General features: G+C 71.7%; 21 protein-coding genes. 8 read left to right on the top strand and 13 right to left on the bottom strand.

From position 1 onward, the window contains the following. Positions 1-75: 75 nt before the first annotated feature. Both AC3A57_RS02415 and sppA read left to right on the top strand, forming a co-directional pair. On the top strand, positions 76-1,497 hold the full coding sequence (locus tag AC3A57_RS02415; RefSeq protein WP_487577408.1) for an MATE family efflux transporter: 1,422 nt from the start codon (positions 76-78) through the stop codon (positions 1,495-1,497). A gap of 265 nt (positions 1,498-1,762) precedes the next feature. After that, positions 1,763-3,649: a signal peptide peptidase SppA gene (gene sppA, locus AC3A57_RS02410; RefSeq protein ID WP_487577407.1), complete on the top strand. Its 1,887-nt coding sequence runs from the start codon at positions 1,763-1,765 to the stop codon at positions 3,647-3,649. A 108-nt stretch (positions 3,650-3,757) separates the two neighbouring features. On the opposite strand, the gene AC3A57_RS02405 is transcribed toward sppA, so the two are convergent. Further along, positions 3,758-3,985: a hypothetical protein gene (locus AC3A57_RS02405; protein ID WP_487577406.1), complete on the bottom strand. Its 228-nt coding sequence runs from the start codon at positions 3,983-3,985 to the stop codon at positions 3,758-3,760. 112 nt (positions 3,986-4,097) lie between these two features. Between AC3A57_RS02405 and AC3A57_RS02400 the strand changes: the two genes are divergently transcribed. The 3 genes from AC3A57_RS02400 to AC3A57_RS02390 all read left to right on the top strand — a co-directional run bounded on the left by AC3A57_RS02400 (position 4,098) and on the right by AC3A57_RS02390 (position 6,290). Further along, positions 4,098-4,874 carry an SDR family oxidoreductase gene (locus AC3A57_RS02400; protein WP_487577405.1) on the top strand — a complete coding sequence of 259 codons (777 nt, stop codon included), beginning with the start codon at positions 4,098-4,100 and terminating at the stop codon, positions 4,872-4,874. Positions 4,875-4,906: 32 nt separating this feature from the next. Beyond that, a complete protein-coding gene (locus AC3A57_RS02395) occupies positions 4,907-5,833 on the top strand; it encodes a hypothetical protein (RefSeq protein WP_487577404.1) in 927 nt (308 codons plus the stop codon). A gap of 124 nt (positions 5,834-5,957) precedes the next feature. Further along, the gene (locus AC3A57_RS02390; RefSeq protein ID WP_487577403.1) at positions 5,958-6,290 is read left to right on the top strand and encodes a YbaY family lipoprotein; all 333 of its coding nucleotides are present in this window, start codon (positions 5,958-5,960) and stop codon (positions 6,288-6,290) included. On the opposite strand, the gene AC3A57_RS02385 is transcribed toward AC3A57_RS02390, so the two are convergent. The 12 genes from AC3A57_RS02385 to AC3A57_RS02330 form a co-directional block, all read right to left on the bottom strand. Continuing rightward, entirely contained in the window at positions 6,274-7,245 is a 972-nt protein-coding gene (locus AC3A57_RS02385; protein ID WP_487577402.1) for an ATP-grasp domain-containing protein, read from the bottom strand. The two genes, AC3A57_RS02390 and AC3A57_RS02385, sit on opposite strands and share 17 nt — an antisense overlap. A gap of 21 nt (positions 7,246-7,266) precedes the next feature. Next, positions 7,267-8,625, bottom strand: a complete 1,359-nt coding sequence (legP, locus tag AC3A57_RS02380; protein WP_487577401.1) for a Dot/Icm T4SS effector Zinc-dependent metalloprotease LegP — start codon at positions 8,623-8,625, stop codon at positions 7,267-7,269. 385 nt (positions 8,626-9,010) lie between these two features. Then, entirely contained in the window at positions 9,011-9,667 is a 657-nt protein-coding gene (locus AC3A57_RS02375) for a DUF4124 domain-containing protein (RefSeq protein ID WP_487577400.1), read from the bottom strand. Then, positions 9,667-10,353, bottom strand: coding sequence for a DUF4124 domain-containing protein (locus AC3A57_RS02370; protein WP_487577399.1), 687 nt, complete (start codon positions 10,351-10,353; stop codon positions 9,667-9,669). Before AC3A57_RS02370 ends, AC3A57_RS02375 begins: the two co-directional genes overlap by 1 nt. Before the next feature lie 71 nt (positions 10,354-10,424). Further along, entirely contained in the window at positions 10,425-10,991 is a 567-nt protein-coding gene (gene tsaC, locus AC3A57_RS02365; protein WP_487577398.1) for an L-threonylcarbamoyladenylate synthase type 1 TsaC, read from the bottom strand. 77 nt (positions 10,992-11,068) lie between these two features. Next, positions 11,069-12,079 (bottom strand): lytic polysaccharide monooxygenase, encoded by a 1,011-nt coding sequence (locus AC3A57_RS02360; RefSeq protein WP_487577397.1) that lies wholly within the window; start codon positions 12,077-12,079, stop codon positions 11,069-11,071. 691 nt (positions 12,080-12,770) lie between these two features. Then, positions 12,771-15,266 carry a DNA topoisomerase I gene (locus AC3A57_RS02355; RefSeq protein WP_487577396.1) on the bottom strand — a complete coding sequence of 832 codons (2,496 nt, stop codon included), beginning with the start codon at positions 15,264-15,266 and terminating at the stop codon, positions 12,771-12,773. A 243-nt stretch (positions 15,267-15,509) separates the two neighbouring features. After that, a complete protein-coding gene (locus tag AC3A57_RS02350) occupies positions 15,510-16,478 on the bottom strand; it encodes an RDD family protein (protein WP_487577395.1) in 969 nt (322 codons plus the stop codon). Positions 16,479-16,521: 43 nt separating this feature from the next. After that, the gene (locus AC3A57_RS02345) at positions 16,522-17,328 is read right to left on the bottom strand and encodes a pilin (protein ID WP_487577394.1); all 807 of its coding nucleotides are present in this window, start codon (positions 17,326-17,328) and stop codon (positions 16,522-16,524) included. 238 nt (positions 17,329-17,566) lie between these two features. Beyond that, the gene (locus tag AC3A57_RS02340) at positions 17,567-18,055 is read right to left on the bottom strand and encodes a DUF494 family protein (RefSeq protein WP_064749151.1); all 489 of its coding nucleotides are present in this window, start codon (positions 18,053-18,055) and stop codon (positions 17,567-17,569) included. A gap of 91 nt (positions 18,056-18,146) precedes the next feature. Beyond that, entirely contained in the window at positions 18,147-19,313 is a 1,167-nt protein-coding gene (gene dprA / locus AC3A57_RS02335) for a DNA-processing protein DprA (RefSeq protein ID WP_487577393.1), read from the bottom strand. A gap of 95 nt (positions 19,314-19,408) precedes the next feature. Beyond that, positions 19,409-20,560, bottom strand: coding sequence for a LysM peptidoglycan-binding domain-containing protein (locus AC3A57_RS02330; protein ID WP_487577392.1), 1,152 nt, complete (start codon positions 20,558-20,560; stop codon positions 19,409-19,411). A 158-nt stretch (positions 20,561-20,718) separates the two neighbouring features. Here AC3A57_RS02330 and def point away from each other — a divergent pair, with 158 nt between their 5' ends. The 3 genes from def to rsmB all read left to right on the top strand — a co-directional run bounded on the left by def (position 20,719) and on the right by rsmB (position 24,245). After that, positions 20,719-21,231, top strand: coding sequence for a peptide deformylase (gene def, locus AC3A57_RS02325; RefSeq protein ID WP_487577391.1), 513 nt, complete (start codon positions 20,719-20,721; stop codon positions 21,229-21,231). Between the two features lie 186 nt (positions 21,232-21,417). Further along, on the top strand, positions 21,418-22,344 hold the full coding sequence (fmt, locus tag AC3A57_RS02320) for a methionyl-tRNA formyltransferase (RefSeq protein ID WP_487577390.1): 927 nt from the start codon (positions 21,418-21,420) through the stop codon (positions 22,342-22,344). Between the two features lie 593 nt (positions 22,345-22,937). Continuing rightward, the gene (gene rsmB / locus AC3A57_RS02315) at positions 22,938-24,245 is read left to right on the top strand and encodes a 16S rRNA (cytosine(967)-C(5))-methyltransferase RsmB (RefSeq protein ID WP_487577707.1); all 1,308 of its coding nucleotides are present in this window, start codon (positions 22,938-22,940) and stop codon (positions 24,243-24,245) included. The last annotated feature ends 7 nt before the right edge of the window (positions 24,246-24,252 follow it).

The raw sequence follows: 24,252 nt of genomic DNA, 5'->3' as shown, positions 1-24,252 counted from the left end.
ATAGCCCTCCGCCGCGACCCGGCGCCAGCGCCCTCGACCGGATGCGCGGCCGCAGTCGTGCTGTTGGGTTCCCCGATGTCCGCGTCATCCCCCTCCGTCTCGCGCTCCGGCCTGCCCGGCGAGATCCGCACCACCGTGGTTCTGGCCGCGCCGCTGGTCGCCGGCCATGTCTCGACCGGCCTGATCGGCTTCGTCGACAACACCCTGGCCGGCCACCACGGCACCACCACCCTGGCCTCGGTCACCATCGGCACCGCGCTGTGGTGGCTGCCGATGATGGTGCCGATCGGCACCCTGCTGTCGGTGCCGCCGTCGGTGTCGCAGTTGGAAGGCGCCGGCCGCCGCAGCGAGATCGGCGCGCTGTTCCGCCAGGCGATGTGGCTGGCGGCGCTGTTGAGCGTGTTCCTGTTCGCGTTCCTGACCGCGATTCCCTACGCGCTCGGCGCGATGGGCATCGCGCCGGAAATCATTCCCGGTGCGCAGGCCTTCCTGCACGGCATCCGTTGGGGCGTGCCGGCGCTGACCCTGTTCTTCTGCATGCGCTACCTCAGCGAGGGCCTGCATTGGACCTTGCCGACCATGCTGCTCAGCGCCGGCGGCCTGCTGGTGCTGTTGCCGCTGGGCTACGTGCTGACCTTCGGCGAGTTCGGCCTGCCCGAACTCGGCGCCGGCGGGCTCGGCATCGCCTCGGCGGCGATGCTGTGGGCGCAGGCGATCGGTTTCTTCCTGGTCCTGCGCCGGGCGCGCCGGTTCGCCGACCTGGGCCTGTTCGCGCGCTTCGACCGGCCGCACTGGCCGACCATCCGCGGCCTGCTCGCCACCGGCCTGCCGATCGGGGTGACCGTGCTGATGGAAGGCAGCTTGTTCATCGTCACCGCGTTGCTGATCGGCCGCCTCGGCGAGGTCCAGGCCTCGGCGCACCAGATCGCGATCAACCTGTCGGCGCTGTGCTTCATGGTGCCGATGGCGCTGGCCGAGGCGACCACGGTGCGGGTCGGCCACGCGCTCGGCCGCGGCGACGTCGGCGGGGTGCGGCGGGCGATCTGGGCCGGCTACGCGATCGTGATCGGCACCCAGCTGATGTCCGGCATCGTTCTGCTCAGCGCCAACGATCTGCTGGTGAGTTTCTACACCCGCGACGCCGCGGTCGCCGCCCTGGCCGCCTCGCTGCTGTTCTACGCGGCGATGTTCCAGTTTCCCGACGGGGTCCAGGTGCTGTCCGCCGGCGCCCTGCGCGGGCTCAAGGACACCCGCATGCCGATGCTGCTGGCCGCCCTGGCCTATTGGGGCGTGGGCATGCCGGTCGGCGCCGGCCTCGGCCTGGGCCTGGGTTGGGGGCCCAAGGGCATGTGGATCGGCCTGATCGCCGGCCTGACCGTGGCCGCGGTGCTGCTGGGCCTGCGCCTGCTGCGTTCCAGCGCTCCCGACGCCCTGTCCCGCCGCATCGCCGCCGAGCATCCGCACGAGCTGGATCCGCATGAGACGGGGTGCACGTGAAGCCGGGACTCGGGGCTCGGGACTCGGGACTCGGAAGGCTAGCTGGCGCAGCGAGCATATCCAGCTCGAACAAGTTCGAGGACGACGGGGGCGCAGACGAGGCATCGGCGCCGGTGCCGCAAAATCCCGAGTCCCGAGTCCCGAGTCCCGAGTCCCGGGATTCCCGGGATTACCGGGTCCCGAACGAAGGTCCGGGTTACGAATGGCGGGTGAAACCCGGCCCCGGCCCGGTTAGGCTGGGCGCGTATTCATGGAGCTTGTGCAAATGAACGATACCGCCTCGTCCCGCGGGCCTTTGGCCCGGCTGATCGTCGGCGCCTGGGATGCGATGAATTTCACCCGCCGGTTGTTCTTCAACCTGGTGTTTTTCGGACTGCTGCTGTTTTTCGCCCTGGCGGTGATGTTCGGCGGCCGGCCGGAGCCGCTGCTGGAGCGCACCACCCTGGTGATCGCGCCGGAGGCCAACCTGGTCGAGCAGTACAGCTCCGATCCGGCCTCGCGCGCGCTCGGCAAGGCCTTCGGCGACCGCAACGAGGAAGTGCAGTTGCGCGACCTGCTGCGCGCGCTGGACGCGGCCAAGGACGACAAGCGGATCGAGCGCGTGGTGCTGCGCCTGGACAAGCTGCAGGCCTCGGGCATGGCCTCGCTGCGCGAGGTCGCCGCCGCGGTCGCGCGCCTGCGCGAGAGCAAGAAGGAAGTGATCGCCTTCTCCGAAGCCATGGACCAAAAGCAGTACCTGGTGGTGGCCCAGGCCAACCAGCTGTACCTGGACCCGATGGGCGGCTTACTGCTGGAAGGCCTCGGCCGTTATCGCCAGTATTACCGCGAAGGCCTGCAGGACAAGCTCGGCGTCGACGTGCACCTGTTCCGGGTCGGCGAGTTCAAGTCCGCCGCCGAGCCGTACATCCTCGATGCGGCCTCGGAAGAGTCCAAGACCGCCGACCTGTTCTGGATGAACGATCTGTGGTCGCGCTACCTCGGCGACGTGGCCAAGGCGCGCAAGCTCGACCCGGCCCAGCTCGCCGCCAGCATCGACCAGTTGCCCGAGCGGCTGGACGCGGTCCAGGGCGACCTGGGCAAGTACGCGCTGCAGCAGAAGCTGGTCGACGGTCTGAAGACCCGCGCCGAAGTCGACGAACTGCTGACCAAGCGCGGCGTCGCCGACGAGGACGCCGAAGGCGGCTTCCGGCAGATTTCCCTCGAGGCGTACGTGGCCAGCCTGGATCGGGTGATCAACCCGGCCGACCAGCGTCCGCAGGTGGCGGTGGTGGTGGCGGAGGGCGAAATCACCGGCGGCGAGCAGCCGCCGGGCACCATCGGCGGCGTATCGACCGCGGCGCTGCTGCGCGAAGCGCGCGAGGACGAGAACGTGAAGGCGCTGGTGCTGCGGGTGGATTCGCCCGGCGGCGAAGTGTTCGCCTCCGAGCAGATCCGCCGCGAAGTGGTGGCGCTGAAGGCCGCCGGCAAGCCGGTGGTGGTGTCGATGGGCGACCTGGCCGCGTCCGGCGGTTACTGGATCTCGATGAACGCCGATCGGATCTACGCCGATCCCTCGACCATCACCGGCTCGATCGGCATCTTCGGCATGATCCCGACCTTTCCGCGCGCGCTGGAAAAGATCGGCGTGCACACCGACGGCGTCGGCACCACTCGCCTGGCCGGCGCGTTCGACATCACCCGGCCGCTGGCGCCGGAAGTCGGCAGCGTGATCCAGAGCGTGATCAACAAGGGCTACGCCGATTTCACCGGCCGCGTCGCCAACGCGCGCAAGCGTCCGGTGGCGGAGATCGATGCGGTCGCGCGCGGCCGGGTCTGGAGCGGCGCGCAGGCCAAGGAACGCGGCCTGGTCGACGCGCTGGGCGGTCTGTCCGATGCGGTCGACGACGTCGCCAAGCGGGCCAAGCTCGGCAAGGCCGGCGAGTATCGGGTGCGCTACGTGGAGAAGATGCCGACCCCGTTCGAGCGCTTCTTCGCCAACTTCGCCCAGAGCCGCGCCGGCAGCGCCATGCTCGGCCAATCGGACTTCGCCCGCGGCCTGCTGGCCAAGGCTATGCCGCAGGCGGCGGCGGACCTGCGCTTCCTGCAGAGCGCGGCAGTGCCGACCCGCGGCGTGCCGGTGAAGTCGCTGGCGTATTGCTTCTGCGAGTTGTAAGCCGGTCGCCCGATGACGGCGGCGGCCGGGTCTGGGCCGCCGCAGCGTCGCCGAAACGGGTCGCTACGGCGGCCCGTTTTCGTTAGGAAAGGCCGTCGTTCGGCGGGCTCAGCCGCCGGCGGCTTCGATCGCGTCGCGCTGGCGCTGCGCGCCCTGGTCGGCCGCGTCCTCGGCGCCCTTGGCCTGTTCCAGCGGTTGCCGGATCGCGTCGCGCAGCTGGGTCGCCTGCGGTTCGACCGGCCGTTCTTTTTCCGGCGGTTGCGGCTTGCTGCAGGCCGACAGCGCGCCCAGCGCGGCGACGGCGATCACGAGAGGCAGGGTGCGGCAAGGCGTCATGGCGGCATCCTCGGTCGGCTGGCCGTTATGCTACGCCGGTCGCGCCGGCGGCGCGCCCGATTTTGTGCAAGCCGTTCCACGCAAACCATTCCGCGCAGATCTGGAGAAGGCTATGGACCCGAAACGTTGGCGCCTGGACGGACAACTGGCCCTGGTGACCGGCGGCAGCGCCGGCATCGGCCGGGCGATCGCGCGCGAGCTGCTCGGCTTCGGCGCCGACGTGCTGCTGGCCGCGCGCGACGCCACCGCGCTGGAATCGGCGCGCGCCGAACTGGTCGAGGACTATCCCGAGCGCGACATCCACGCCTTCGTCGCCGACGTCGCCGACGACGAGCAGCGGCGCGAACTGCTGGACTGGGTCGAGGACTTCGGCGAAGGCCTGCACATCCTGATCAACAACGCCGGCGGCAACCTCAGCAAGCCGACCAACGACTACACCGAGGACGAGTGGCGACAGATCTTCGAGATCAACCTGTTCTCGGCCTTCGAGCTGTCGCGCTACGCGCATGCGCTGCTGACCCGGCATGCGGCCTCGAGCATCGTCAACGTCGGCAGCGTGTCCGGCAACCTGCATGTGCGCACCGGTTCGCCCTACGGCATGAGCAAGGCGGCGATGCACCAGATGACCCGCAACCTGGCGGTGGAATGGGCCGAGGACGGGATCCGGGTCAACGCGGTCGCGCCCTGGTACATCCGCACCCGCCGCACCTCCGACAAGCTGGCCGATCCCGACTACCTGGACGAGGTGCTGCTGCGCACGCCGCTGGGGCGGATCGGCGAGCCGGAAGAGGTGGCCGCGGCGGTAGCCTTCCTGTGCCTGCCGGCCTCGGGCTACATCACCGGCGAATGCATCGCGGTCGACGGCGGTTTTCAGCGTTACGGTTTCTGATTCGCGCCGCGGGCGCGGGCAAGGAGGCGGACATGCGGTGGATGGCAACGATGGCGCTGGCGCTGGCCGGCGCGACCCTCGCCCACACCGGCGCCGGCGCTGCCGCAATCGCGGCCGAGGCCGGCGAGGCCGCATTGCGCGCGCCCGAGGCGGGCACCGCGCTGTGGATCGGCGCCGACCACCAACATGCGGGCGAATATCCGTTCTCGCTGGCGCTCGGCGACGCCGGCGACGATCCCGGCGCGGCGCCCTGGCTGGGCCGCGAGCTGCGCGTTTACGCCGATGGCCGGGCGCGCGGCCGGGCGCGTCCGCTGCGCCGTATCGCCGGTTCCGACCTGGGCTGCAGCGAGCCGGACCGGCTCGCGTTCGCGCCCGGCGACGAGGCGCCCGCGCTGGGCGAGCACGGCGCCTGGCTGGCCGACTTCGATCTCAATCCGGAGCGGCGCCTGCAGCGCCGCGCGGCGACGCTCGCCGAGCGCGAGGAACTGCTGGCCGAACTGATGGCGATGGCGGTGCCGGACCGGGTCGAGCGGCCGCAGCGCCTGCGCCAGGCCGTGGCCCAGTGGCGGCGCGACGGCGAGGCCGCGGGGCGGCGCGAGTTGTGGCTGGTCGCCGATGCGCGCGCGCCGCAACGCCGCTGGGCGCTGCTGACCCTGGACGCGGAATTCGACGCCGGCGCGGACGATGCGCGCGAACGCATCGGCGCGGTGGCGCTGTTCGCGCGCGAGGCAGGCGATCGCGGCTGGCGCCGCAAGGCCTGGGTCTGGACCGCGTCCTGCGCCGACTGCGAGGGCATGGAGCCGCGCCACCAAGCGCTGGACTTCGCCGATCTCGACCGCGACGGCGCCCCCGACTTTCTGTTCGAGGTCCGGCAGTACGAAAGCTGGAGCCACCGACTGCTGCGTTCCGGCGGCGAGGGCGGGTCCTGGCAGGCGCTGGACGGCGGAGGCGGCTGCTGAGGCCGCGGCCGAAGCGGTGCCCGGGCCGGCCGGCGAACCCCGCGCATCGACGCAGCGCGCGACCGTTCGGCGGCGGCGCCGCGGCGCGCCGTTGCGGCGCGAGCCGCGGGCGTATACTGCGGCCATGCGTCTCGCCCTGACCATCGTCGCCGCCGACGGCGCCGAACTGCCCGCCGGCAGTGCGGTCAGCGTGCAGCTGCGCGACACTTCGTTCGAGGACGCGCCGGCGCGGGTGCTCGACGAATGGGCGCAGACCGTCCCCGAACACGCCCAGTCGCTGCCGTTGCAAGTCGAGATCGCCGACGACCTGATCGACGCCGCCGACGCCACCTGGTGGGTGCACGTCGACAGCGACGGCGACGGCCGCCTCGGCCGTGGCGACTACGTCACCGTGCAGTCCTATCCGCTGCGCGCCGGCGACGAAGCGCTGACCCTGCAGGTCAAGCGGATCGGCTGACCCCGGCCAGCCAGTCGGCCACCGCGCGCGCGATCGGCTGGCCGGTGCGGTGTTCGATGAACAAGAACTCGCCGGCGGTGTTGACCTCGAAGAAGTAGTACTCGCCGTCCGGCGTGCGGCGCAGGTCGATCGCGCCATAGACCAGGCCCAGTTTGCGCATCAGCGCGCGCAGGCGTTCGCGCAGCGGCTCCGGCAGGGCGTGCTCGCGCACCTCGGCATCGCCCAGGTTGGGGCGGAAGTCGACCGCGCCGGCGGCGGCCGCGGCGCTGCCCGGGTCGAGCTTGATCTGCGCGGCGAACAACTGGCCGTCGACCGCGGTGACCCGGATGTCGGCGTCGGCCGGCACGAACTCCTGGAAGATCACCGGCGCCAGCCGCACCGTGTCCAAGTGCGGCAGGTCGCTGTCGTCGAAGCGGCGCGTCTCGCGCCACACCGCATGGGTGCAGGAAAAGGTCTTGTGCACGGTCGCGCCGGGGCCGCGCGCGGCGACGAAATCGCGCACCCGTTGCGGATCGGAGCTGATCAGGGTGCGCGGCACCTTCAGCCCCAGCTCGGCGGCGACGCGCAGTTGCGCGGCCTTGCGCGAGGCGGCGTCGTCGCGGCCGGGATCGTTCATCCAGCGCGCATCGCCGAGCAGCCGCCACAGCCCGTTCAAGGCCTCGTTCCATTCGTTGGCGGTGAACAGGTGCGCGTTGGCGTCGGTGACGCGGGACAGGTCCGGCGCCTGCGGCCGGCGCCACCACGCCGCGCGCACCCGGTCCAGGGCGTAGCGCTCGCCGCCGGCGCGGGCGTAGTCGATGCGCGGGCGCGCGTCGGCGGCGTACTCGATCGAGAGCGTGGCGCGATCCGGCAATTCGGCCAGGTCGAACAGCAGCACCGGCTGGTCCATCGACTGCAGGTGTTCGACCACGCGCCGGGCGTGGATGTCCTCGTCGTGCGATATCACCAGGATCACGGCACGGCCTCCCTCGGTGGCTCAGCCCTGGCCGGACTGGGCGATCTGCGCCAGCAGCGCGGCGGTCTCGTCGTACTGGGCCTGCAACGCCGCGCGCGCGGCGTCGGCGCGGGCCAGTTCCTCGGCCAGTTGCTGCAATTGCGCATCCAGCGCGACGACCGCGTCGGCGATCTCCGCATCGCCCGCGCCGCCGTCGCCGGCCGCGCCCGGCAGCGCGCCGGCGCCGGTGGCGATCGCGAACGGCACCGCGCCGCGCGCGCCGCCGGGCAGGGCCGGGTTGATCACCGCGCCGCGGCCCGGCGTGGTCAGGTTCTCGGCCAGGGTCGGGCCCGGATCGAACGCGCCTTCCTTGCGCGTGTCGGCGATCTGCTCCTTGATCGTGTCGCTGATGACGTCCTTGCGCAGTTCCTTGAGGGTGTCCAGCGGGGCTTCCTTGACCTTTTCCTTGAGCGTATCCAACGGCGCTTCCTTGATCTTCTCCTTAAGCGTGTCCAGCGGCGCTTCCTTGGTCTTTTCCTTGAGCGTGTCCAGCGGCCCTTCCTTGAGCTTCTCCTTGATCGTGACCAGCGGGCAGAACGAGTTGACCGCGGCGATGTCGCCCGGCGACAGGCCGTTGCGCTGGCCGATCACCGTGCCCGGCGGCACCGCGCCGATCGGCACGATGGTGTCCTGGCCGTTGGACGAAAACGCGTTGCGCGGGTAGTGCATGATCGAGCCGTAGTCGTAGCCGCCGATGTCGTCGCCGTCGCTGATGTGCTGGTTGAAGTTGTGCTCGAAGCCGGCGGTGATGTTGGCCCATTCGATGCGCACGAAGGAGTCGCGGTCCTCGCGGCTTTGCTCGTGCCACAGGCCCACCACGTGGCCGATCTCGTGGATGGTGTTGCCCAGGCTGCAAGTGCTGGCGAGGTTGACGAACTGCTGTCCGCCGCGCCGGCCGACTTGGGCCGAGCAGCCGCTGCCGGGACGGAAGGTGACGTAGTCGGCTTCGTTGGTGCGCACCACGAAACGGAAGCGGGTGTTGGCTTCCCAGTGCGCGATGGCGTCGGTGACGCGGGCCTGGTTCGGCAAGCCCGGGTCGATGGTGTAGGGGATCCTGCAACCCGGCCAGCGGAACTGCGAGCCGCTGATCGCCACCGCCATCGCCACGCCGGTAGCGGCCTCTTCGCGCAGCATGTCCGATACGGCTTCCACTTCCTCGACCGTGCCCAGGACGATGTCGCCTTCGAACATCGCCATGCCGTCGATCTCGACGTATTGCACGGCCTTGGCGCGGAAGGTCTCGCCGCGGATCAGCGCGGTGCGGACCGGGCCGCCGCCGCGGAATTCGCCTTGCTTGGGCGGGCGGGCGTTGTCGTCGTCGTTGCCTTTGCGGGTGGCCATGGGGGCTGTCTCCTGGCGTCGCCGGCGCGCGTCGCGGACCGGCGCGCGGGCGCAGGCGCGCACGCGGCCGTCGCCGCGGGCGGCGGCGTTCGGGCCGCACTCCGGCGTCCGCGCGATCGCGCGCCGGTGTCCGGCTCATGCGGGTGGGGCGGAGCGTGCGCGCGCCGGTGTCCGGGCGCGGTCGCCGTTCCGTTCTAGCGGGATGCCGTCCCGTAGCTGGGCGTCGTCCACCGTGGCGCAGCGCGTCGTGTCCTTCGACGAGGCCGAACCGCGCTCTGCTCGCCGCGGTTCCAGCTATAGCAACGCGCGCTCCCGGTGCGGTCGGACAGCGATCGCGCCCGCGGCGACGAACGGCGGCGCCGTCGCGGCGCGGCCTGCGAACGGCTCAGCGGCCGCAGGTGCTTTCGACCACGATGCGCTGGATCCGTGCGACCTCGGCCTGCGCGGCGTCGCGGCTTTCGCTGCGGCCGAAGCGCAGCGCCGACTCGGCCTCGCGCAGGCGCTGCTTCCAGTTCTCGCACAGGCCCTGGTCGGGAATGCGCTGGCACTGGTCGGTCACCATCTGGCAGGCCACGCCGGCGCCGCTGGCGGTGGTTCCCAGGCCGGTAGTCTGCAGCGGCGCGCAGCGTTGCGGCGGGTTGCCGTCGTCGCTGAGGTAGCGGCCGTTGTCGTAGGTGCGGCATTCGAACAGCGCCGGCGGCGGCAAACGGTCGGCATCGGCGATCGGCGCCGGCTTGGGCGCGGCCGGCCTGGTCGCCGGCTTGGTCACCGACGGCAGCTGCGAGGATACCGGCGGGTGCGGCGAGGGATTGGCCTGCGGGATCGGCGCCACCGGCGCAGTGATGAAGGTCGGCGGCGCGGACGAACTGGGCGCGCCTTCGATCACTCGCTTCTCCTGCTGGCTGCCCTTGGGGCAGGGAGTGTCGTTCTGCACCGTCAGCTGGCCGAGCGCGTCGGTGCAGCGATAGATCGTGACCTTGCCTTGGGCGGCAACGCCGGCGCTGGCCAGCAACAGGACGGGCAGGGACCACCACGCTCGCATCAGTACGCTCCGCAATCGGTATTCAGGCGCGCGTCGATGCCGCGCTGTTGTTCGACGATCTGCGCGCGTTCGCTCTGCAGCGCGCTGTTGTATCGCCGGTCGAGTTGATAGCGCCGGTCGCGCAGGCGCGCGCACACGTCCTGCTGCGGCAGCGCATGGCATTCGTCGCGGACCAGGGTGTTGCCGCCGTAGAGCACGCCGTAGCCGCGGCCGTGGCGCGGCAGGCGCGCATCCGGATCGCCCAGCCGCGGCGGCGGCGCGCCGACCCGGTCGCCGAGCGGATTGCGCGAGGGATAGGCCGGATAGCCCAGCGACCACATCGGCAGCCAGCGCGGATTGCCCTCGGAGGTGTCGCTGGTATAGCGCTCGCCGTCGGGGGTGACGCACTCGTACATCGGCCGCGGCGGTTGCACCACCAGCACCCGCGGTCGCGGCGCGGCCGCGGCGGGGGCCGGCGCTGCGGGTTGCGCCGCCGTCGGCGGGCGCGGCGGCGGGTCGACCGGACGCAGCATGGTCTGGGTCTGCTGGCGCTGACCGGCGGCGCAGGGCGTATCGCGCAGGGTCAGCCGGCCCTGCGCATCGGTGCAGCGATAGATCGTCACCTCGGCGGCGCCGGCCGACGCGGCGGCGCAGCACAGCGCGAGCGCGGTGAGCGAACGAGAGCGGAAGGCGCGGCCGGGCGGCATGTGCGCATCTTGCGCCAGCCGCGCGCAGGACGAAAGCGTCGTCGCGGTGCGGCGGCGGTCGAGCGCGCGGTTCAGGCGCGCAGTACTTCGCCGGTGAGCGCGACCCGGATCGGGGTCGGCGCGGCCAGGCCGCCGGTTTCGCCGGCGCAGACGCCGTCGCTGAGCGCGATCAGGGCCGGGTCGAGTTCGCCGCGGCGGAACGCCGGCGGCTGCCCGCTGAGGTTGGCGCTGGTCGAGACCAGCGGCTGCGCGCAGGCCTGGCACAGCGCGCGCGCCTGCGGGTGGGCGGTCAGCCGCACCGCGACGCTGGCGTGGACGCCGCGGATCCAGGCCGGCACCGCGGCGGTCGCCGGCACCGCCCAGGTGTTGGGGCCGGGCCAACTGGCCAGCACCGCCTCGCGCCGCGCCGCCGGCAAGGCCTCCCAGTCGACCCAACCCTCGAGCTGGGCGAGTTCGGCGGCGATCAGGATCACGCCCTTGTCGAGCGGGCGTTGCTTGATCGCCAGCAGTCGCCCCACCGCGGCCTGGTCGCGCGGATCGCAGCCGATGCCCCACACCGCCTCGGTCGGATAGATCACCACCCCGCCGCGGCGCAGCGCTTCGGCGGCGGTGGCGAGCGAGAGGTCGGCGTTGGTCATGGCGGCTCCGCGAAGTTCAGCCGCGAGTGTCGCATGCGCGCGGCGACGGCGGCGCGCGCCGCCGTCGCCGCGGCCGGTCAATGGCCGTGGTGGGCGTGCTCGCCGACGGCCGGACGCGCCGAGGCCGGCAGGCGCACGTCGATCGCGTGCGAACGGTTGCCGTCCAGCCAGACGTGGTTGCCGGCCAGGCCGGAGCGGGCCTGGAAGCGGCCGCCGTCGGCCGGTTCGCCGATGCGCGCGTAGCGCGAGCGGCGGTTGACCTCTTCGCCGAGCCGGCGCGGCCAGTCCGCGACCGAGGTTTCGCCGGCGCGCAGCACGGTCTCGATCTTCTCCGCATCGCTGCCGTCGGCGTTGAACACGCGCAAGGTCACCGAGGTGCCGACCGGGTAGTCGTTGGCCACGGCGAGGTTGCCGGCGTCCTTCCAGCGCGCGTCCTGCGCCGCCAGGGCGCTGGTGAAGTTGACGTCCATGCAGGTGTAGAAGGCCTCGGTCGAATCCGAGCGCTGCCAAGTGTTGTAGATCACGTGGCGGCCGCTGCGCGCCGGCAGGGTGCAGGTGATGTGGTAGTTGTTGCCGCTCGACAGCGGCACCCGCGCGCTCTTGCAGAACTGCTGCAGGTCGGCCCAGCGCAGCGGCGAGGCCGGGTTCCAGCCCTGCCGGGTCACGTAGAAGGTCCAGTCCTTGGTCGCGTGCGGCGCGGTGGCGTAGAAGCTGAAGGTATAGCTGGCGCCGGAGCGCAGGGTGGTGGCCTGCCAGTCGCTGCGGATCACGTCGAGGCCGCGGAAGGTCGGGTTGCCGCCGCTGCACAGCTTGCCGTCGGGCACCACGGCCTGGTGATTGCTGTTGGCGTTGGCCTGGTTGATGCCGTTCCAGTCGTAGAACAACTGCGAGCCGGCCACTTCCCAGGCGGCGCGGCAGGCCGGGTCGGCGGGGTTTTCCTTGTTGCCGAGATAGCACTTGTAGATGCGGCTTTGCGGGTTGACGAAGCTGCCGTGGGCCCAGGCCGCGGACAGCGGCAGGCCGGCGGCGCACAGCGCGGCCGCAGCGGAGAGCAGGGACAGGCGGAAAGACGAGGACATGGCGGACATGACGACTCCTGACGAGGGGATAGGCGAAGGACACCCCCCGGCAGGTCTCGCAGTGGCATGACTCGTGCGCGATTGCGATCGCGTCTGGCGCGGGCCGTCTTGGTCCGCCGCGGCGTTCGCCGCGGGGCCGCAGCCTCGAAGCGGCGATCCTAGAGGCCGTTCCCGATGCGAATCTGTGTCGGCGGTCGCCTGCGCGCGCATGCGCCGGCGCACGGTCGCCGGCACCGGCGCGTAACCGCGAACCCAGTCACGCCACCAGGGCGGGACTGCGACGCGGTGTCGCTGGCGGAGCACTGCTGCTGGGCCATGCCAGGTCGATGCCGGGCATGCGGCGCGACGCGATGGGCGGGTGAGGCGAGGACATGTCGCGGCGCCGTCCTGGATCCTCGCGTTCGCGGGGATGACGGCGTGAGGAAGTGCTGCGTCCGCGCCCATCGCATGACGGATCGCCGCGCCTGCCGCGCCTACCGTCATGCCCGCGCAGGCGGGCATCCAGAGCTTCCGCGCCATGCGGCGGCGAGCCGGAGTGGCGAGGGGAGGGCGCGGTGCCGCCCCGGATCCCGTCTGCGCGGGGATGACGTGCCGGGAAAGGGCGTGCGCGCAAACGAAAAGAGCGGACCGAAGTCCGCTCTTTGTCGTTGCCGCGAAGCGAGCTGCCGTCGCGGCGAAGCGGGCGGCGGCGCGATGCCGCTTACTTGGCCGCCTTCTTGGCCACGGTCTTCTTGGCCGCCTTGCTCGCGGTCTTCTTCGCCGCCTTCTTGGCCGGCGCTTTCTTGGCCGCGGCCTTCTTCGCGGGGGCCTTCTTCGCCGCCGGTTCGGCTACGGTCTTGGCGGCCTTCTTCGCCGCCTTCTTGGCCGGCTCCTTCTTGGCCGCGGTCTTCTTGCCGAAGCGGCCGCGCATCGGCTTGCCGGTCTCTTCCAGCAGCTTGGTCACTTCCTCCAGGGTCAGCGAGGCCGGCTCGCGGTCCTTGGGGATGCGGCCGTTGAGCTTGCCGTCGCTGATGTAGGGGCCGAAGCGGCCGTTCAGGACCTGGATGTCGCTGCCGTCGAACTGCTTGATGATCCGGTTGCGGGCGATCTCTTCCTTCTCTTCGATCAGGAACACCGCCCGCGCCAGGTCGATGGTGTAGGGGTCGTCTTCCTTCTTCAGCGACGCGTAGGTGCTGCCGCGCTTGGCGAACGGGCCGAACCGGCCGATGCCGACGCTGACTTCCTCGTCGTTGCTCAGGCCCAGCTTGCGCGGCAGCTTGAACAGCTCCAGCGACTCTTCCAGGGTGATGGTGTGCATCGACTGGCCGGGACGCAGCGAGGCGAACTCCAGCTTCTCGTCGGTGTCCTTGTCGCCGATCTGGGCGTAGGGCCCGAACCGGCCCAGGCGCACGCTGACCGGCTTGCCGCTCTTCGGATCGGTGCCGAGTTCGCGCGCGCCGGTGGCCTCGGAGCGGTCGACCGATTCGGTCTTCTCCTCGACCAGTTCCTTGAACGGGCCCCAGAACTTCTCCATCAGCGGCACCCACTCTTCCTCGCCGCGCGAGACGGCGTCGAGCTCGTCCTCCATCTTGGCGGTGAAGTCGTAGTCGACGTAGCGGGTGAAGTGGCTGCTGAGGAACTTGGACACCGCGCGGCCGACGTCGCTGGGACGGAAGCTGCGGCCTTCCATGTCGACGTACTTGCGGAACAGCAGGGTCTGGATGATCGAGGCGTAGGTCGAGGGCCGGCCGATGCCGTATTCCTCCAGCGCCTTGACCAGGGCCGCTTCGGTGAAGCGCGGCGGCGGCTGGGTGAAGTGCTGGTCGGCGTGGATGCGGTCCACCGGCACGCGGTCGCCGGTCTTCATCGCCGGCAGCTTGCGGCCTTCGTCGTCGTCGTCGGCGCCCTTGGCGTCCTTGCCTTCCTCGTACACGGCCAGGAAGCCCGGATCGACCACGGTGGTGCCGGAGGCGCGGAAGCTGTGCTCGCTGCCCGCGGCCAGGTCGACCGAGACGGTGTTGAGCGTGGCCGGCACCATCTGCGAGGCGACCGCGCGCTTCCACACCAGCTCGTAGAGCTTGCGCTCGTCGTCGCTGAGGAAGCGCGAGACCTGCGAGGGGGTGCGCAGCGCCGAGGTCGGGCGCACCGCTTCGTGCGCTTCCTGGGCGTTCTTGGACTTGGTGGTGTAGGCGTTGGGCTTGTCCGGCAGCGCGCGGGTGCCGTAGTCGCGGGCGATCACGTCGCGGATCTCGCCCAGCGCGTCCTGCGACAGGTTGACCGAGTCGGTACGCATGTAGGTGATCAGGCCGACCGTGCCCTCGTCGCCGATCGCCACGCCTTCGTACAGCTTCTGCGCCACCTGCATGGTCTTGCGGGTGGTGAAGCCGAGCTTGCGCGCGGCCTCCTGCTGCAGGGTCGAGGTGGTGAACGGCGGCGCCGGGCGGCGCTTGCGTTCCTTGCTGACCACGTCGGTGACGTGCAGCGCGCCGGCGGCGGCCTTGACCAGGCGCGCGCGCGCGGCCTCGGCGTCGGCGCCGTTGGTGATGGTGAACTGCTCGAACTTCTTGCCGTCCAGCTTGGTCAGCTTGGCGGTGAAGGCCTGGGTGGGATGCGCGCACTCGGCCTCGACGGTCCAGTACTCGCGAGCGACGAAGGCTTCGATCTCCTCCTCGCGCTCGACGATCATGCGCAGCGCCGGCGACTGCACGCGGCCGGCGGACAGGCCGCGCTGGACCTTGCGCCACAGCACCGGCGAGAGGTTGAAGCCGACCAGGTAGTCGAGCGCGCGGCGCGCCTGCTGGGCGTCGACCAGCGGCGCGGCGATGTCGCGCGGCTGGTTCATCGCTTCCTTGATCGCGCGCGGGGTGATCTCGGTGAACACCACCCGGCGCAGCGGCTTGTCCTCGAGCAGGCCGCGCTCGCGCAGGATCTCGGCGATGTGCCAGCTGATCGCCTCGCCTTCGCGGTCCGGGTCGGTCGCCAGGTAGAGGTTGTCGGCGCTCTTGGCCGCCTTGGCGATGGCGTCGACGTGCTTCTCGTTCTTCTCGATGACCGCATAGTCCATCGCGAAGTGGTTGTTCGGATCGACCGCGCCTTCCTTGGGCACCAGGTCGCGGACATGGCCGTAGGAGGCCAGGACGGTGAAGTCCTTGCCGAGGTACTTGTTGATCGTCTTGGCCTTGGCGGGCGACTCGACGATGAGGAGGTTCTTGGCCATGGGTACTCCGCAGGACCGCGGGGGCGGCCGCTGCACGACAACGATTGCCTTGACAGACAAGGGGTTAAGAAGGCGACGCCCGCAGCTGCCGGCCGCGGGCGTTCAGGTTTCCTTTTTCTAGTGGAATCATGCGGCGGCTGGGGCTGTCAAGCCCGGCCTGCCGGAACCGCCAATACCTTGGCACTGAAACGGCTCAAGGAGGCGTGACGGCTCGGGGCCCGTTCAGGTAATAGTCCGCCCCCCTCAGCGCGACAGCATCGGCAGCAACGCCAGCACGGCGACGAAGCCGATCGTGAGCAGCCACATCAGCCCGCCCAGGACCAGGACCACGATCGCCACCGGGCCCAGGTCGCGGCGCTGCAGGTCGGGCTGGGCGGTGTAGGCCCAGCGGTCGACCACCTGGGTCTTGGCGATCAGGTCGTGCAGGCCGCGCTTGCGGTCGGTGAAGGCGATCATCAGATAGCCCACGCCGAAGGTGGCATACGACAGCCAGCTGGCCAGCCAGCGGCCGAAGGCGCGGCCGCGGCTCAGGCGGCGGCCGTCGAGGTCGACGGTCTTGATCCCGACCGCGCGCTTGCCCAGGGTGGCCTGCATCGACGAGGACTCGAAGCCGACGTAGTAGGCCAGGCTGAGCGCTCCCATGACCAGGTAGATCCCGCCGACCATCAGCGCCATCGCCACTTCCGGGTTGGACATCCACTTCTCGGAGGCGAAGCCCAGCGCCAGCACGAACACGGTCAGGAACATGCTGACCGCGTAGTAGGCGATGCCGATCAGCATCGAGTCGATCAGGTAGGCGGCCAGGCGCTTCCAGAAGCCGACCGCGACCACTTCGTGGCCGTGCACGACCTCGGCGATCTCGTCGACGCCGGCGCGCGGCGCGGCGTAGGGCGAGCCGCCGTCGGCGCCGGTCCGGGCCGTCTGCGCGGCTGCGGCCTGGGAGGCCGGCGCGGCGGCGTCGGCCGCGTCCAGGCGCGCTTCGAGTGCGGCCGCGATCGGATCGGCCGGCGCCGGCGCGGCGGGCGCGGCGAAGCCGGGCGAGGCGATCAGCTCACCGGCCAGCTCGCGCCAGGCCCGCCACTGGGTCAGGCCGTCGCGCCAGACCAGGGTGTCCGCGCCCAGTTCGCCACGCCGGTGCCGTTCGATCATGGCGTCCGCGCCGAGCGGTCCATGTCGGTTGCGGTCGGCGTCGCTGTAATACCACTGGGTCATTGCGCGGATCTCATCGGTCGGGGTGGGGCGGGGCGGGCGCGGCTCAGCCGCGGCACTGGGCCGGCAGGAAGCGGTCTGCGATCTCGGAACCGCAGGTCCAGGCGCCGCTGCTGCGGTCGTATTCCTGCCACAGTTTCTTGCCGTCGATCTGGTCGTTGCCGACCCCGCGCAGTTCCAACTGGATGCCGCAGCGGTCGCTGTCCTCGAACTCGCCGATTTCGACCTTGGCCACGCGCGGGCCGGCGTAGGCGGCGGCCGGCTTGAAGCCTTCGCTGGCGTTGTCGGGGCAGGCGTCGTGGGCGGCGACGTATTCGGCGACCTGGATCTTGAGCTGGCTGGAGGTCAGCAGGGCCTCGCTGATCTTGGCCCGTTGGGTGTAGTCCTGGTAAGCCGGCAGGGCGATCGCGGCGAGGATGCCGATCACCGGAATGGACAGGGCGGCGAGCACGATCAGCACGATCGCACAGCCGGACAGGCCGCGGCGCGGCGGCGGCGCGGCCGGGCGCGGGCGCGCCGGGGACGGGCCGGGACCTGGGGCCTGGTGGGCCTGGGCGCGGTAGGCGTGGCCGGCGCTGGGCGCCTGGGCGTCGCCGCCGGCCATCGGCTGCAGCTGGGCGGGCAGTTCCGGCGGCAGGTCCGGCGGCAGCGGCGGCGGATTGGACGCGAGCATGGCCTCGTCCAGGCCGAGTTCGCTCGACAAGCGCTCCAGCGGCTGCCATTCGCGCAGCCCCTCGCGCCACATCAGGGTGTCGCGGCGGATCCGGCCGGCGCGGTAATGGCCGCGCACGGCGTCGGCGTCGATCGGGCCGACGCGACCCTGGGCCGGGTCGTGGTAGTACCAGTTGCTCATTGCCTTCCCCCTGCTTGTGATCGCCGCCGCGGGCCGCCGGCGGGGCGGATGCGGGCGGACGACGGTCCTTGGTGACGTGTCGCCGGCGCAGCCAGCCCGACGCCGCAAAGCGGGCCGGGCCGAGGCGCGATCGGCGGCGTCGGCGCCTCCCCGGGCGCGCGACGGACGCAAGAAACTAGCACGACGGCGCACCGCGAAGGCGGTCGCGCCGCAGCAGGGAGGCCGCGCGGGCCGGCGCTCAGTGCACCGGCTCGGGCTCGTCCTCGAACATCTGGGTTTCCATCCAGGCGTAGGCCGCCTCGGAACCGGGCTGGTTGAACAGCACCATCAGCACCACCCACTTGAGGTCGTCCAGGTCGAGTTCGTCCTGGTCCAGGGCCATGGCGCGGTCGAGCACCAGCTCGCGCTGGGCGGCATCGAGGATGCCGTGTTGTTCCAGGAACAGCAGGAAGCCGCGGCACTCGACATCGAGCTTGTCGAGTTCGGGGCCGAAGTAGACCCGGGTCGGGCCGCCCGCGCGCGGCTGGCTGACGCTCGGCCGTTGCTGGGCCAGCGCATCCAGCCATTCGATGGCTTTGTTGATCTCGGCGGGGCTGAAACCGGCCTGGCCCAGTTCGTCGAACAGGGGGCCGCTGCGGAGCGAATCGCGGTCGCGGACCAGGTCCGCATCGTCGGTGAAGTAATGCTCGAACAGGTACAGCAGGACGTCCAGGATGCTCTCTTTCATTTCCCTCGGCCTGCGCCGCATGCGGCGCGGTGGGTCTCACAGGAGTTGCTGATTCACCGTATGACCCGCCGGCAGGAACACCGATACGGATTCAGCGGTTGCGGAAGTAACGGCCATGCTGGGCCGACACGCGACCTTCAAGCTCCATGACCAGCAGCATGGAGGACAGTTCCGCGGCCGTCAATCCGGTGCGCTGGACCAGCAGATCCATACCGGTAGGGTCGTGGCCCAGGGCCTGCCACAAGCGCTGGTAGTCGGGGTCGGCGAATTCCGAACCCGCGGCGACCGCGCGGGGATCCTGCGCGCGGTCCGTGACGGCTTCATGGCCACCGGGTATGGGGGCGGCCAGGCGCCGGCGCAAGTCGGCCGCCAGCTCGGCCGCCAGCGGGGCCAGGGCGGCGGCGACCTCGGCCGCGCTTTCGACCAGCCCGGCGCCCTCGCGGATCAGGCGGTGGCAGCCGCGCGCCAGCGGGTTGTGGATCGAGCCCGGCACCGCGAACACCTCGCGCCCGGACTCGGCCGCCAGGCGCGCGGTGATCAGCGCGCCGGAGCGCTCGGCGGCCTCGATCACCAGGGTCGCCAGGCTGAGTCCGGCCAGGATCCGGTTGCGGCTGGGGAAATGCTCCGGCCGGGCCTGGGTGCCGGGCAGATGCTCGCTGACCACCGCGCCCGCGGCGGCGATGCGCTCGCGCAGCTCGGCGTTGCTGCGCGGGTAGGCCAGGTCCGGGCCGGTGCCGAGCACGGCCACGGTCAGGCCGCCGGCCTCCAGCGCGGCGCGGTGGGCGGCGGTGTCGATGCCGGCCGCCAGGCCGCTGCTGACCGCCAGCCCGGAGCGAGCCAGGGCGCGGGCGAAGTCGGCGGCGTTGTCGCGCCCGCCCGGGGTCGGCGAGCGGCTGCCGACCACGGCCACCGCCGGGTGCCAGAGCAGGCCGGGCTCGCCGGCGACGAACAGGGCCAGCGGCGGGCTGGGCGCGCGCCGCAGCAGCGCCGGGTAGTCCGCCTCGTGCCAGCCGAGCAGGTGGTGGCCGGGCGCCTGCAGCCAGTCCAGGGCGTAAGCCAGCGCCGGCGACGGCGGCGCCTGCAGGCGCTGGATCTGCGCCGGCGACAGTTGCGCCGCCTGCCAGGCGCGCGGCCCGGCGGCGAGCGCGGCGGCGGGGCCGCCATGGGCGTCGAGCAGGGCGCGCCGCGGCGCGCTGGCGCCGGCGGCATCGATCAGGCGCAGTAGCGCGTGCGGGTCGTCGGGGGAGGCGATGGGCATGGGCGGCAGCCTAGCCCGCAAACGACGACGGCGCCCGCAGGCGCCGTCGCGTGATGCTGTCGGAAAACCCCGCGCCGTGCGCGGGGCGTCCGGACTCAGTACGGCGAGTCGGGGTGCTTGAGCTCGTAGCCGACCTTGGTCGGGCGCACGCCGTCCATGATCAGGGCGTAGCTGACCTTGTCGAAGGTGCGGAACACCATCGCGTGGCCGGCGAACTCGTCCGGCAGGCGCACCCGCGAGTGCTTGCCGAACAGGTCCTCGGCGCGGTCGGCGCCGATCTTGACCCGGTCCGGAGCGCTGCTGCCGACGCGCCAAGTCGAGAACACGGTGCCGTTGTCGATGCCGTCGCGGGCGCCGACCGACAGCGCGATCACGTCGCGCGGGCCGCCGTGCTTGACCAGGTCGGCCACCGCCAGGACCTGGGCCCGGCCGTAGTCGAACTGGGCCTTGGGCGGATGCGGGAAGAACTGCAGGTCGTAGGGCTGCGCTTCGACTGGGATCAGGCGGTCGCCGACCCGGATCTCGCGGTGGGTGGTGTCGACCACCAGGGTGCTGGCCTGCATGCCGCCCACGGCGCCGCGGCTGAGGGTGCCGGTGGCGACCTGGACCAGCTCGTAGCCGAGCAGCTCGCGGCCCTTGTCCGGCACCACCACGTCGGTCCAGATGGCTTCGAAGTCGACCGTGCGCTTGCCGCGGAAATCGAGGTCGGCGGCGCGCATGATGTCGCAGCAGGCCACGCGATCCAGGCGGGTGTAGCGCTGGCTCGGGCGGACCACGGCGTAGCGGGTGCCGGGGCTCTGCTCGGGCAGGTTCTTGATGTAGGCGACCTGGCCCTGGCTGACGCGCAGGCGGTCTTCCTCCAGGCCGACCACGTAGGGCAGCTGCTCGAACTGGTCGACCACGCGCAGGTTCTTCAGGAACGGCTCGATCTCCGACAGCGGGATGCCGCTAATCGGGGCCTCCTGGCGCGGGCCCGGCTTGACCTGGGCCGCGACCCGGTCCAGATACGCCAGGGAGATCACGTCGCCCGGGTAGATCAGGTGCGGGTTCTTGATCTGCGGGTTGGCCTGCCAGATTTCCGGCCACAGCCACGGCCGCTTCAGGAAGCGGGCCGAGATATCCCACAGGGTGTCGCCCCGCTTGACCACGTAGGTGTCGGGGTGGTCGCCGCGCAGTTCCGCCGCAATGGCGTACGTGGCGACAGTCAGCAACGCGGCGGCGAAAACCGCGCGGATCGGTTTAAACATGGCGGCCATCTACCTGATTCCCCTTCAGGGTGCCCTAAGCGGGCACCCGGACTATAGCCCAGAAGCTGCGTAACGTTAGCAGGCCTTTGCAGCCTATAACGGGGGTACAATGCAACCAAAGCTTGCGTATGTGACCCACGCCCCCATTTTTCGACGCCATGGCCCTTCTTCCCATCCTCGAGTTCCCCGACCCGCGCCTGCGCACCAAGGCCGTTGCGGTCGACCCTGCGCGCGTTACCGAGCCCGAGTTCCAGCAACTGCTCGACAGCATGTTCGAGACCATGTACGAGTGCCCGGGCATCGGCCTGGCGGCGAGCCAGGTCGACGTGCACCAGCGCTTCATGGTCATCGACGTGTCGGAGGATAAGAGCCGGCCGCTGGTGTTCGTCAACCCGCAGATCGTCGCCAAGTCCGGCGAGCAGGTCTACCAGGAAGGCTGCCTGTCGGTGCCCGGCATCTTCGCCGACGTGACCCGCGCCAACGAAATCACCGTGCAGGCGATCGGCCGCGACGGCCAGCCGTTCGAGCTGAGCACCGACGGCCTGCTCGCGGTCTGCATCCAGCACGAAATGGACCACCTCGACGGCAAGCTGTTCGTCGATTACCTGTCCCCGCTCAAGCGCGAGATGGTGCGCAAGAAGCTGGCCAAGCAGAAGCGCTTGTCGGCGTAACCGCCGGGAATCGGGAATAGGGAATGGGGAATCGGCGTCGCGACTTGGCGTTGCGACGGGTCTCCGTTCCCTTTTTCGTTTCGGTTCCATCGATTTTGCATTAGCGACGCGTGCGCCTTGGCGGCGAGGTTCGAGCCGCCGTAGCGCCTTTCCGATTCCCCGATCCCCACTTCCCATTCCCGCCCCATGCGCCTGATCTTCGCCGGTACTCCCGAATTCGCCGTTCCCTGCCTGCGCGCCGCGGCGCTCAAGGGCGAGATCGTCGGCGTGTACACGCAGCCGGACCGGCCGGCCGGGCGCGGGCGCGAGCTGGCGATTTCGCCGGTCAAGCGCGAGGCGCTGCTGCGCGGGTTTCCGGTGCTGCAGCCGGAGAACTTCAAGTCCCGGGTTTCGCGCGAAGCGCTGGCGGCGCTCAAGCCCGACCTGATGATCGTGGTCGCCTACGGTCTGATCCTGCCGCAGTCGGTGCTCGACATCCCGACCTACGGCTGCTGGAACGTGCATGCCTCCTTGCTGCCGCGCTGGCGCGGCGCGGCGCCGATCCAGCGCGCGATCGAAGCCGGCGACCGCGAGACCGGCGTGTGCTTGATGCAGATGGAGAAAGGCCTGGACACCGGCCCGGTGCTGCTGTCGGCCAAGCTGGCGATCGGCGACAACGAGACCGGCGGGCAGTTGCACGACCGCCTGGCCGAGCTCGGCGCGGAAGTGCTCGGCGACGGCCTCGGCCTGGCCCGCGCGGAACTGTTCCCGCGGCCGTGGGCGCAACCGGAGCAGGGCGTGACCTATGCGCACAAGCTCGACAAGGCCGAGGCGCGGCTGGACTGGGATCGGCCGGCGATCGCGCTGGCGAACAAGGTGCGCGCGTTCAATCCCTGGCCGATGGCCGATGCGCTGATCGCCGGCGAGCGCGTGCGCGTGCACGGCGCGGCGGCGCTGGCGCAGGCCCATGCTGCCGCCCCCGGCACGGTGCTCGGCGCCGGCCGCGACGGCATCGATATCGCCTGCGGCGAGGGCGTCCTGCGCATCCGCGTGCTGCAACGCGACGGCGGCAAGGCGATCACCGCCGCCGACTACCTCAACGGTCGTCGCGACCTGCTGGCGCTGAGCCGATGAGCCAAGACCACGATCCGGAAAAGCCGCCGCGCCGCCCGCCCGGCCGTCGCCCCTCGCTCGCCGACGAACCGGCCGCCGCGGCCAAGCCGGCCGCCAAGCCTGCGCTCAAGCCGCTGCCTTCGCCCGATCCTTATGCCAAGGCGCGCCGCGCCGGCGCGGCGGGGGAAGGCGAATCGTCGCGTGCCGGGCGTCCGGCCCGTGCGCCGACGAGGGCGGGCGCTGCGGATCGGCCAGGCTCCTACCGGCCGGCTTCCGACAGGCCGGCTTCCGACAGACCGGCTTCCGACAGACCGGCCTCCGACCGGCGCGGCGGCGAACGGCGCGAAGGCGGCAAATTCGGCGCCGAGCGGCGCGATGCCGGCCGCCGCGAGGTTGCGCCGCGCCGCGACGGCGATGCCCCGCGTGCGCGCCCTGCGCGCGCCGTCGGCGAACGCGACGAACGCCCGCGCCGCAGCGGGCCCGAACGCGATCGGCCGCGCCCCGGCGCCTCGCGTCCCGGATCGCAGCGCGGCCCGCGCTCCGCCTCCGAACGCTCCGATCGCGCGCGTCCGGCCGCGGCCGAGCGCCATCCCGCCCGCGGCGCCGCCCGCGACCTGCCGCCGGCCGACGCCGGCAGCGGCGTGCAGACCCGTGCTCTGGCCGCGCGCGTGCTCGACGCGGTGCTGCACCGCGGCCGCTCGCTCAAGGCCGAGCTGGCGCTGAGCCTGCCGGCGTTGCGCGACCCGCGCGACCGCGCCCTGGTCGAGGCGATCTGCTTCGCCGTGCTGCGCCAGCCGCTGCGCTACGAGCGCACCCTCGAAGCCTGGATGCCGCGGCCGCCGTCGGCGCGCGACGGCGAGCTGCGCGCCCTGCTCTACGTCGGCCTGGCCCAGCTCGACCCGCTGCGCCTGCCCGAACACGCCGCGCTGGCGGCGACGGTCGAGGCCGCGCGCGCGCTCGGCCATCCGCACCAGGCCGGCCTGGTCAACGCGCTGCTGCGCCGCGCCCAGCGCGACGGCCTGCCGGCGCTGGATCCGACCCATTCGCACTGGCCGAGCTGGTTGCGCGGACGCCTGCGCCGCGATTGGCCGCAGCAGTACGCCGAAATCCTCGCCGCCAGCGCGCTGCCGCCGCCGATGTGGCTGCGGGTCAATGCGCAGCGCGAAACCGCCGCCGCCTATCTCGCGCGCCTGGCCGAGGCCGGGGTCGAGGCCAGCGCCGGCCCCGGCGAAGCGGTGCGTCTGCAACACGCGCTGCCGGTCGCGGCGCTGCCCGGTTTCGACGACGGCCTGGTCTCGGTCCAGGACCTGTCGGCGCAGCAGGTCGCCGACGCGCTGGCGCCGCCGCCCGGCGCGCGCGTGCTCGACGCCTGCGCTGCCCCCGGCGGCAAGAGCGCGCACCTGCTCGAACGCGACCCGCAACTGCGCCTGACCGCGCTCGACATCGATGCCGCGCGGTTGCGCCGGGTCGAGGACACGCTGCGACGACTCGGCCTGTCCGAGCGCGCCGTGCTGCGCGCCGCCGACGCCGCCGAACCGGCGGCGTGGTGGGACGGCCTGGCCTTCGACGCGATCGTGCTCGACGCGCCGTGCTCGGCCACCGGCATCGTCCGCCGCCAGCCCGACGTGGTCCTGCATCGGCGCGAAACCGACCTGGCCGCCCTGGTCGCCGTGCAGGCGCGCCTGCTCGATGCGCTGTGGACCACCCTGGCGCCGGGCGGCAGCCTGCTGTACGCGACCTGCTCGATCCTGCACGACGAGAACGAAGGCCAGGTGCGCGCGTTCCTGGCGCGCACCGCCGATGCGCGGGTCGAGCCGCTGGACGCGCGCTACGGCCACGATCACGAGGTCGGCCGCCAGCGCCTGCCCGGCGAAGACGGCGGCGACGGTTTCTTCTACGCCCGCCTGCGCCGCGCCGGCTGAGGATCGG

Source organism: Lysobacter sp. Soil_C_15 (assembly GCF_057657315.1).
The sequence above is the reverse complement of the archived record's forward strand: the minus strand, read 5'-3'. Positions and strand labels throughout refer to the sequence as shown.

Excerpts from the sequence above, each read along its gene's own strand:
- AC3A57_RS02390 (WP_487577403.1), top strand. The coding sequence starts at position 5,958 with ATGCGTCTCGCCCTGACCATCGTCGCCGCCGACGGCGCCGAACTGCCC.
- AC3A57_RS02375 (WP_487577400.1), bottom strand. The coding sequence starts at position 9,667 with ATGCGAGCGTGGTGGTCCCTGCCCGTCCTGTTGCTGGCCAGCGCCGGC.
- AC3A57_RS02330 (WP_487577392.1), bottom strand. The coding sequence starts at position 20,560 with ATGTTTAAACCGATCCGCGCGGTTTTCGCCGCCGCGTTGCTGACTGTC.
- AC3A57_RS02395 (WP_487577404.1), top strand. The coding sequence starts at position 4,907 with ATGCGGTGGATGGCAACGATGGCGCTGGCGCTGGCCGGCGCGACCCTC.
- AC3A57_RS02340 (WP_064749151.1), bottom strand. The coding sequence starts at position 18,055 with ATGAAAGAGAGCATCCTGGACGTCCTGCTGTACCTGTTCGAGCATTAC.
- def (WP_487577391.1), top strand. The coding sequence starts at position 20,719 with ATGGCCCTTCTTCCCATCCTCGAGTTCCCCGACCCGCGCCTGCGCACC.
- tsaC (WP_487577398.1), bottom strand. The coding sequence starts at position 10,991 with ATGACCAACGCCGACCTCTCGCTCGCCACCGCCGCCGAAGCGCTGCGC.
- sppA (WP_487577407.1), top strand. The coding sequence starts at position 1,763 with ATGAACGATACCGCCTCGTCCCGCGGGCCTTTGGCCCGGCTGATCGTC.
- AC3A57_RS02350 (WP_487577395.1), bottom strand. The coding sequence starts at position 16,478 with ATGACCCAGTGGTATTACAGCGACGCCGACCGCAACCGACATGGACCG.
- AC3A57_RS02370 (WP_487577399.1), bottom strand. The coding sequence starts at position 10,353 with ATGCCGCCCGGCCGCGCCTTCCGCTCTCGTTCGCTCACCGCGCTCGCG.
- AC3A57_RS02360 (WP_487577397.1), bottom strand. The coding sequence starts at position 12,079 with ATGTCCGCCATGTCCTCGTCTTTCCGCCTGTCCCTGCTCTCCGCTGCG.
- AC3A57_RS02355 (WP_487577396.1), bottom strand. The coding sequence starts at position 15,266 with ATGGCCAAGAACCTCCTCATCGTCGAGTCGCCCGCCAAGGCCAAGACG.
- AC3A57_RS02345 (WP_487577394.1), bottom strand. The coding sequence starts at position 17,328 with ATGAGCAACTGGTACTACCACGACCCGGCCCAGGGTCGCGTCGGCCCG.
- legP (WP_487577401.1), bottom strand. The coding sequence starts at position 8,625 with ATGGCCACCCGCAAAGGCAACGACGACGACAACGCCCGCCCGCCCAAG.
- AC3A57_RS02405 (WP_487577406.1), bottom strand. The coding sequence starts at position 3,985 with ATGACGCCTTGCCGCACCCTGCCTCTCGTGATCGCCGTCGCCGCGCTG.
- dprA (WP_487577393.1), bottom strand. The coding sequence starts at position 19,313 with ATGCCCATCGCCTCCCCCGACGACCCGCACGCGCTACTGCGCCTGATC.
- fmt (WP_487577390.1), top strand. The coding sequence starts at position 21,418 with ATGCGCCTGATCTTCGCCGGTACTCCCGAATTCGCCGTTCCCTGCCTG.
- AC3A57_RS02415 (WP_487577408.1), top strand. The coding sequence starts at position 76 with ATGTCCGCGTCATCCCCCTCCGTCTCGCGCTCCGGCCTGCCCGGCGAG.
- AC3A57_RS02400 (WP_487577405.1), top strand. The coding sequence starts at position 4,098 with ATGGACCCGAAACGTTGGCGCCTGGACGGACAACTGGCCCTGGTGACC.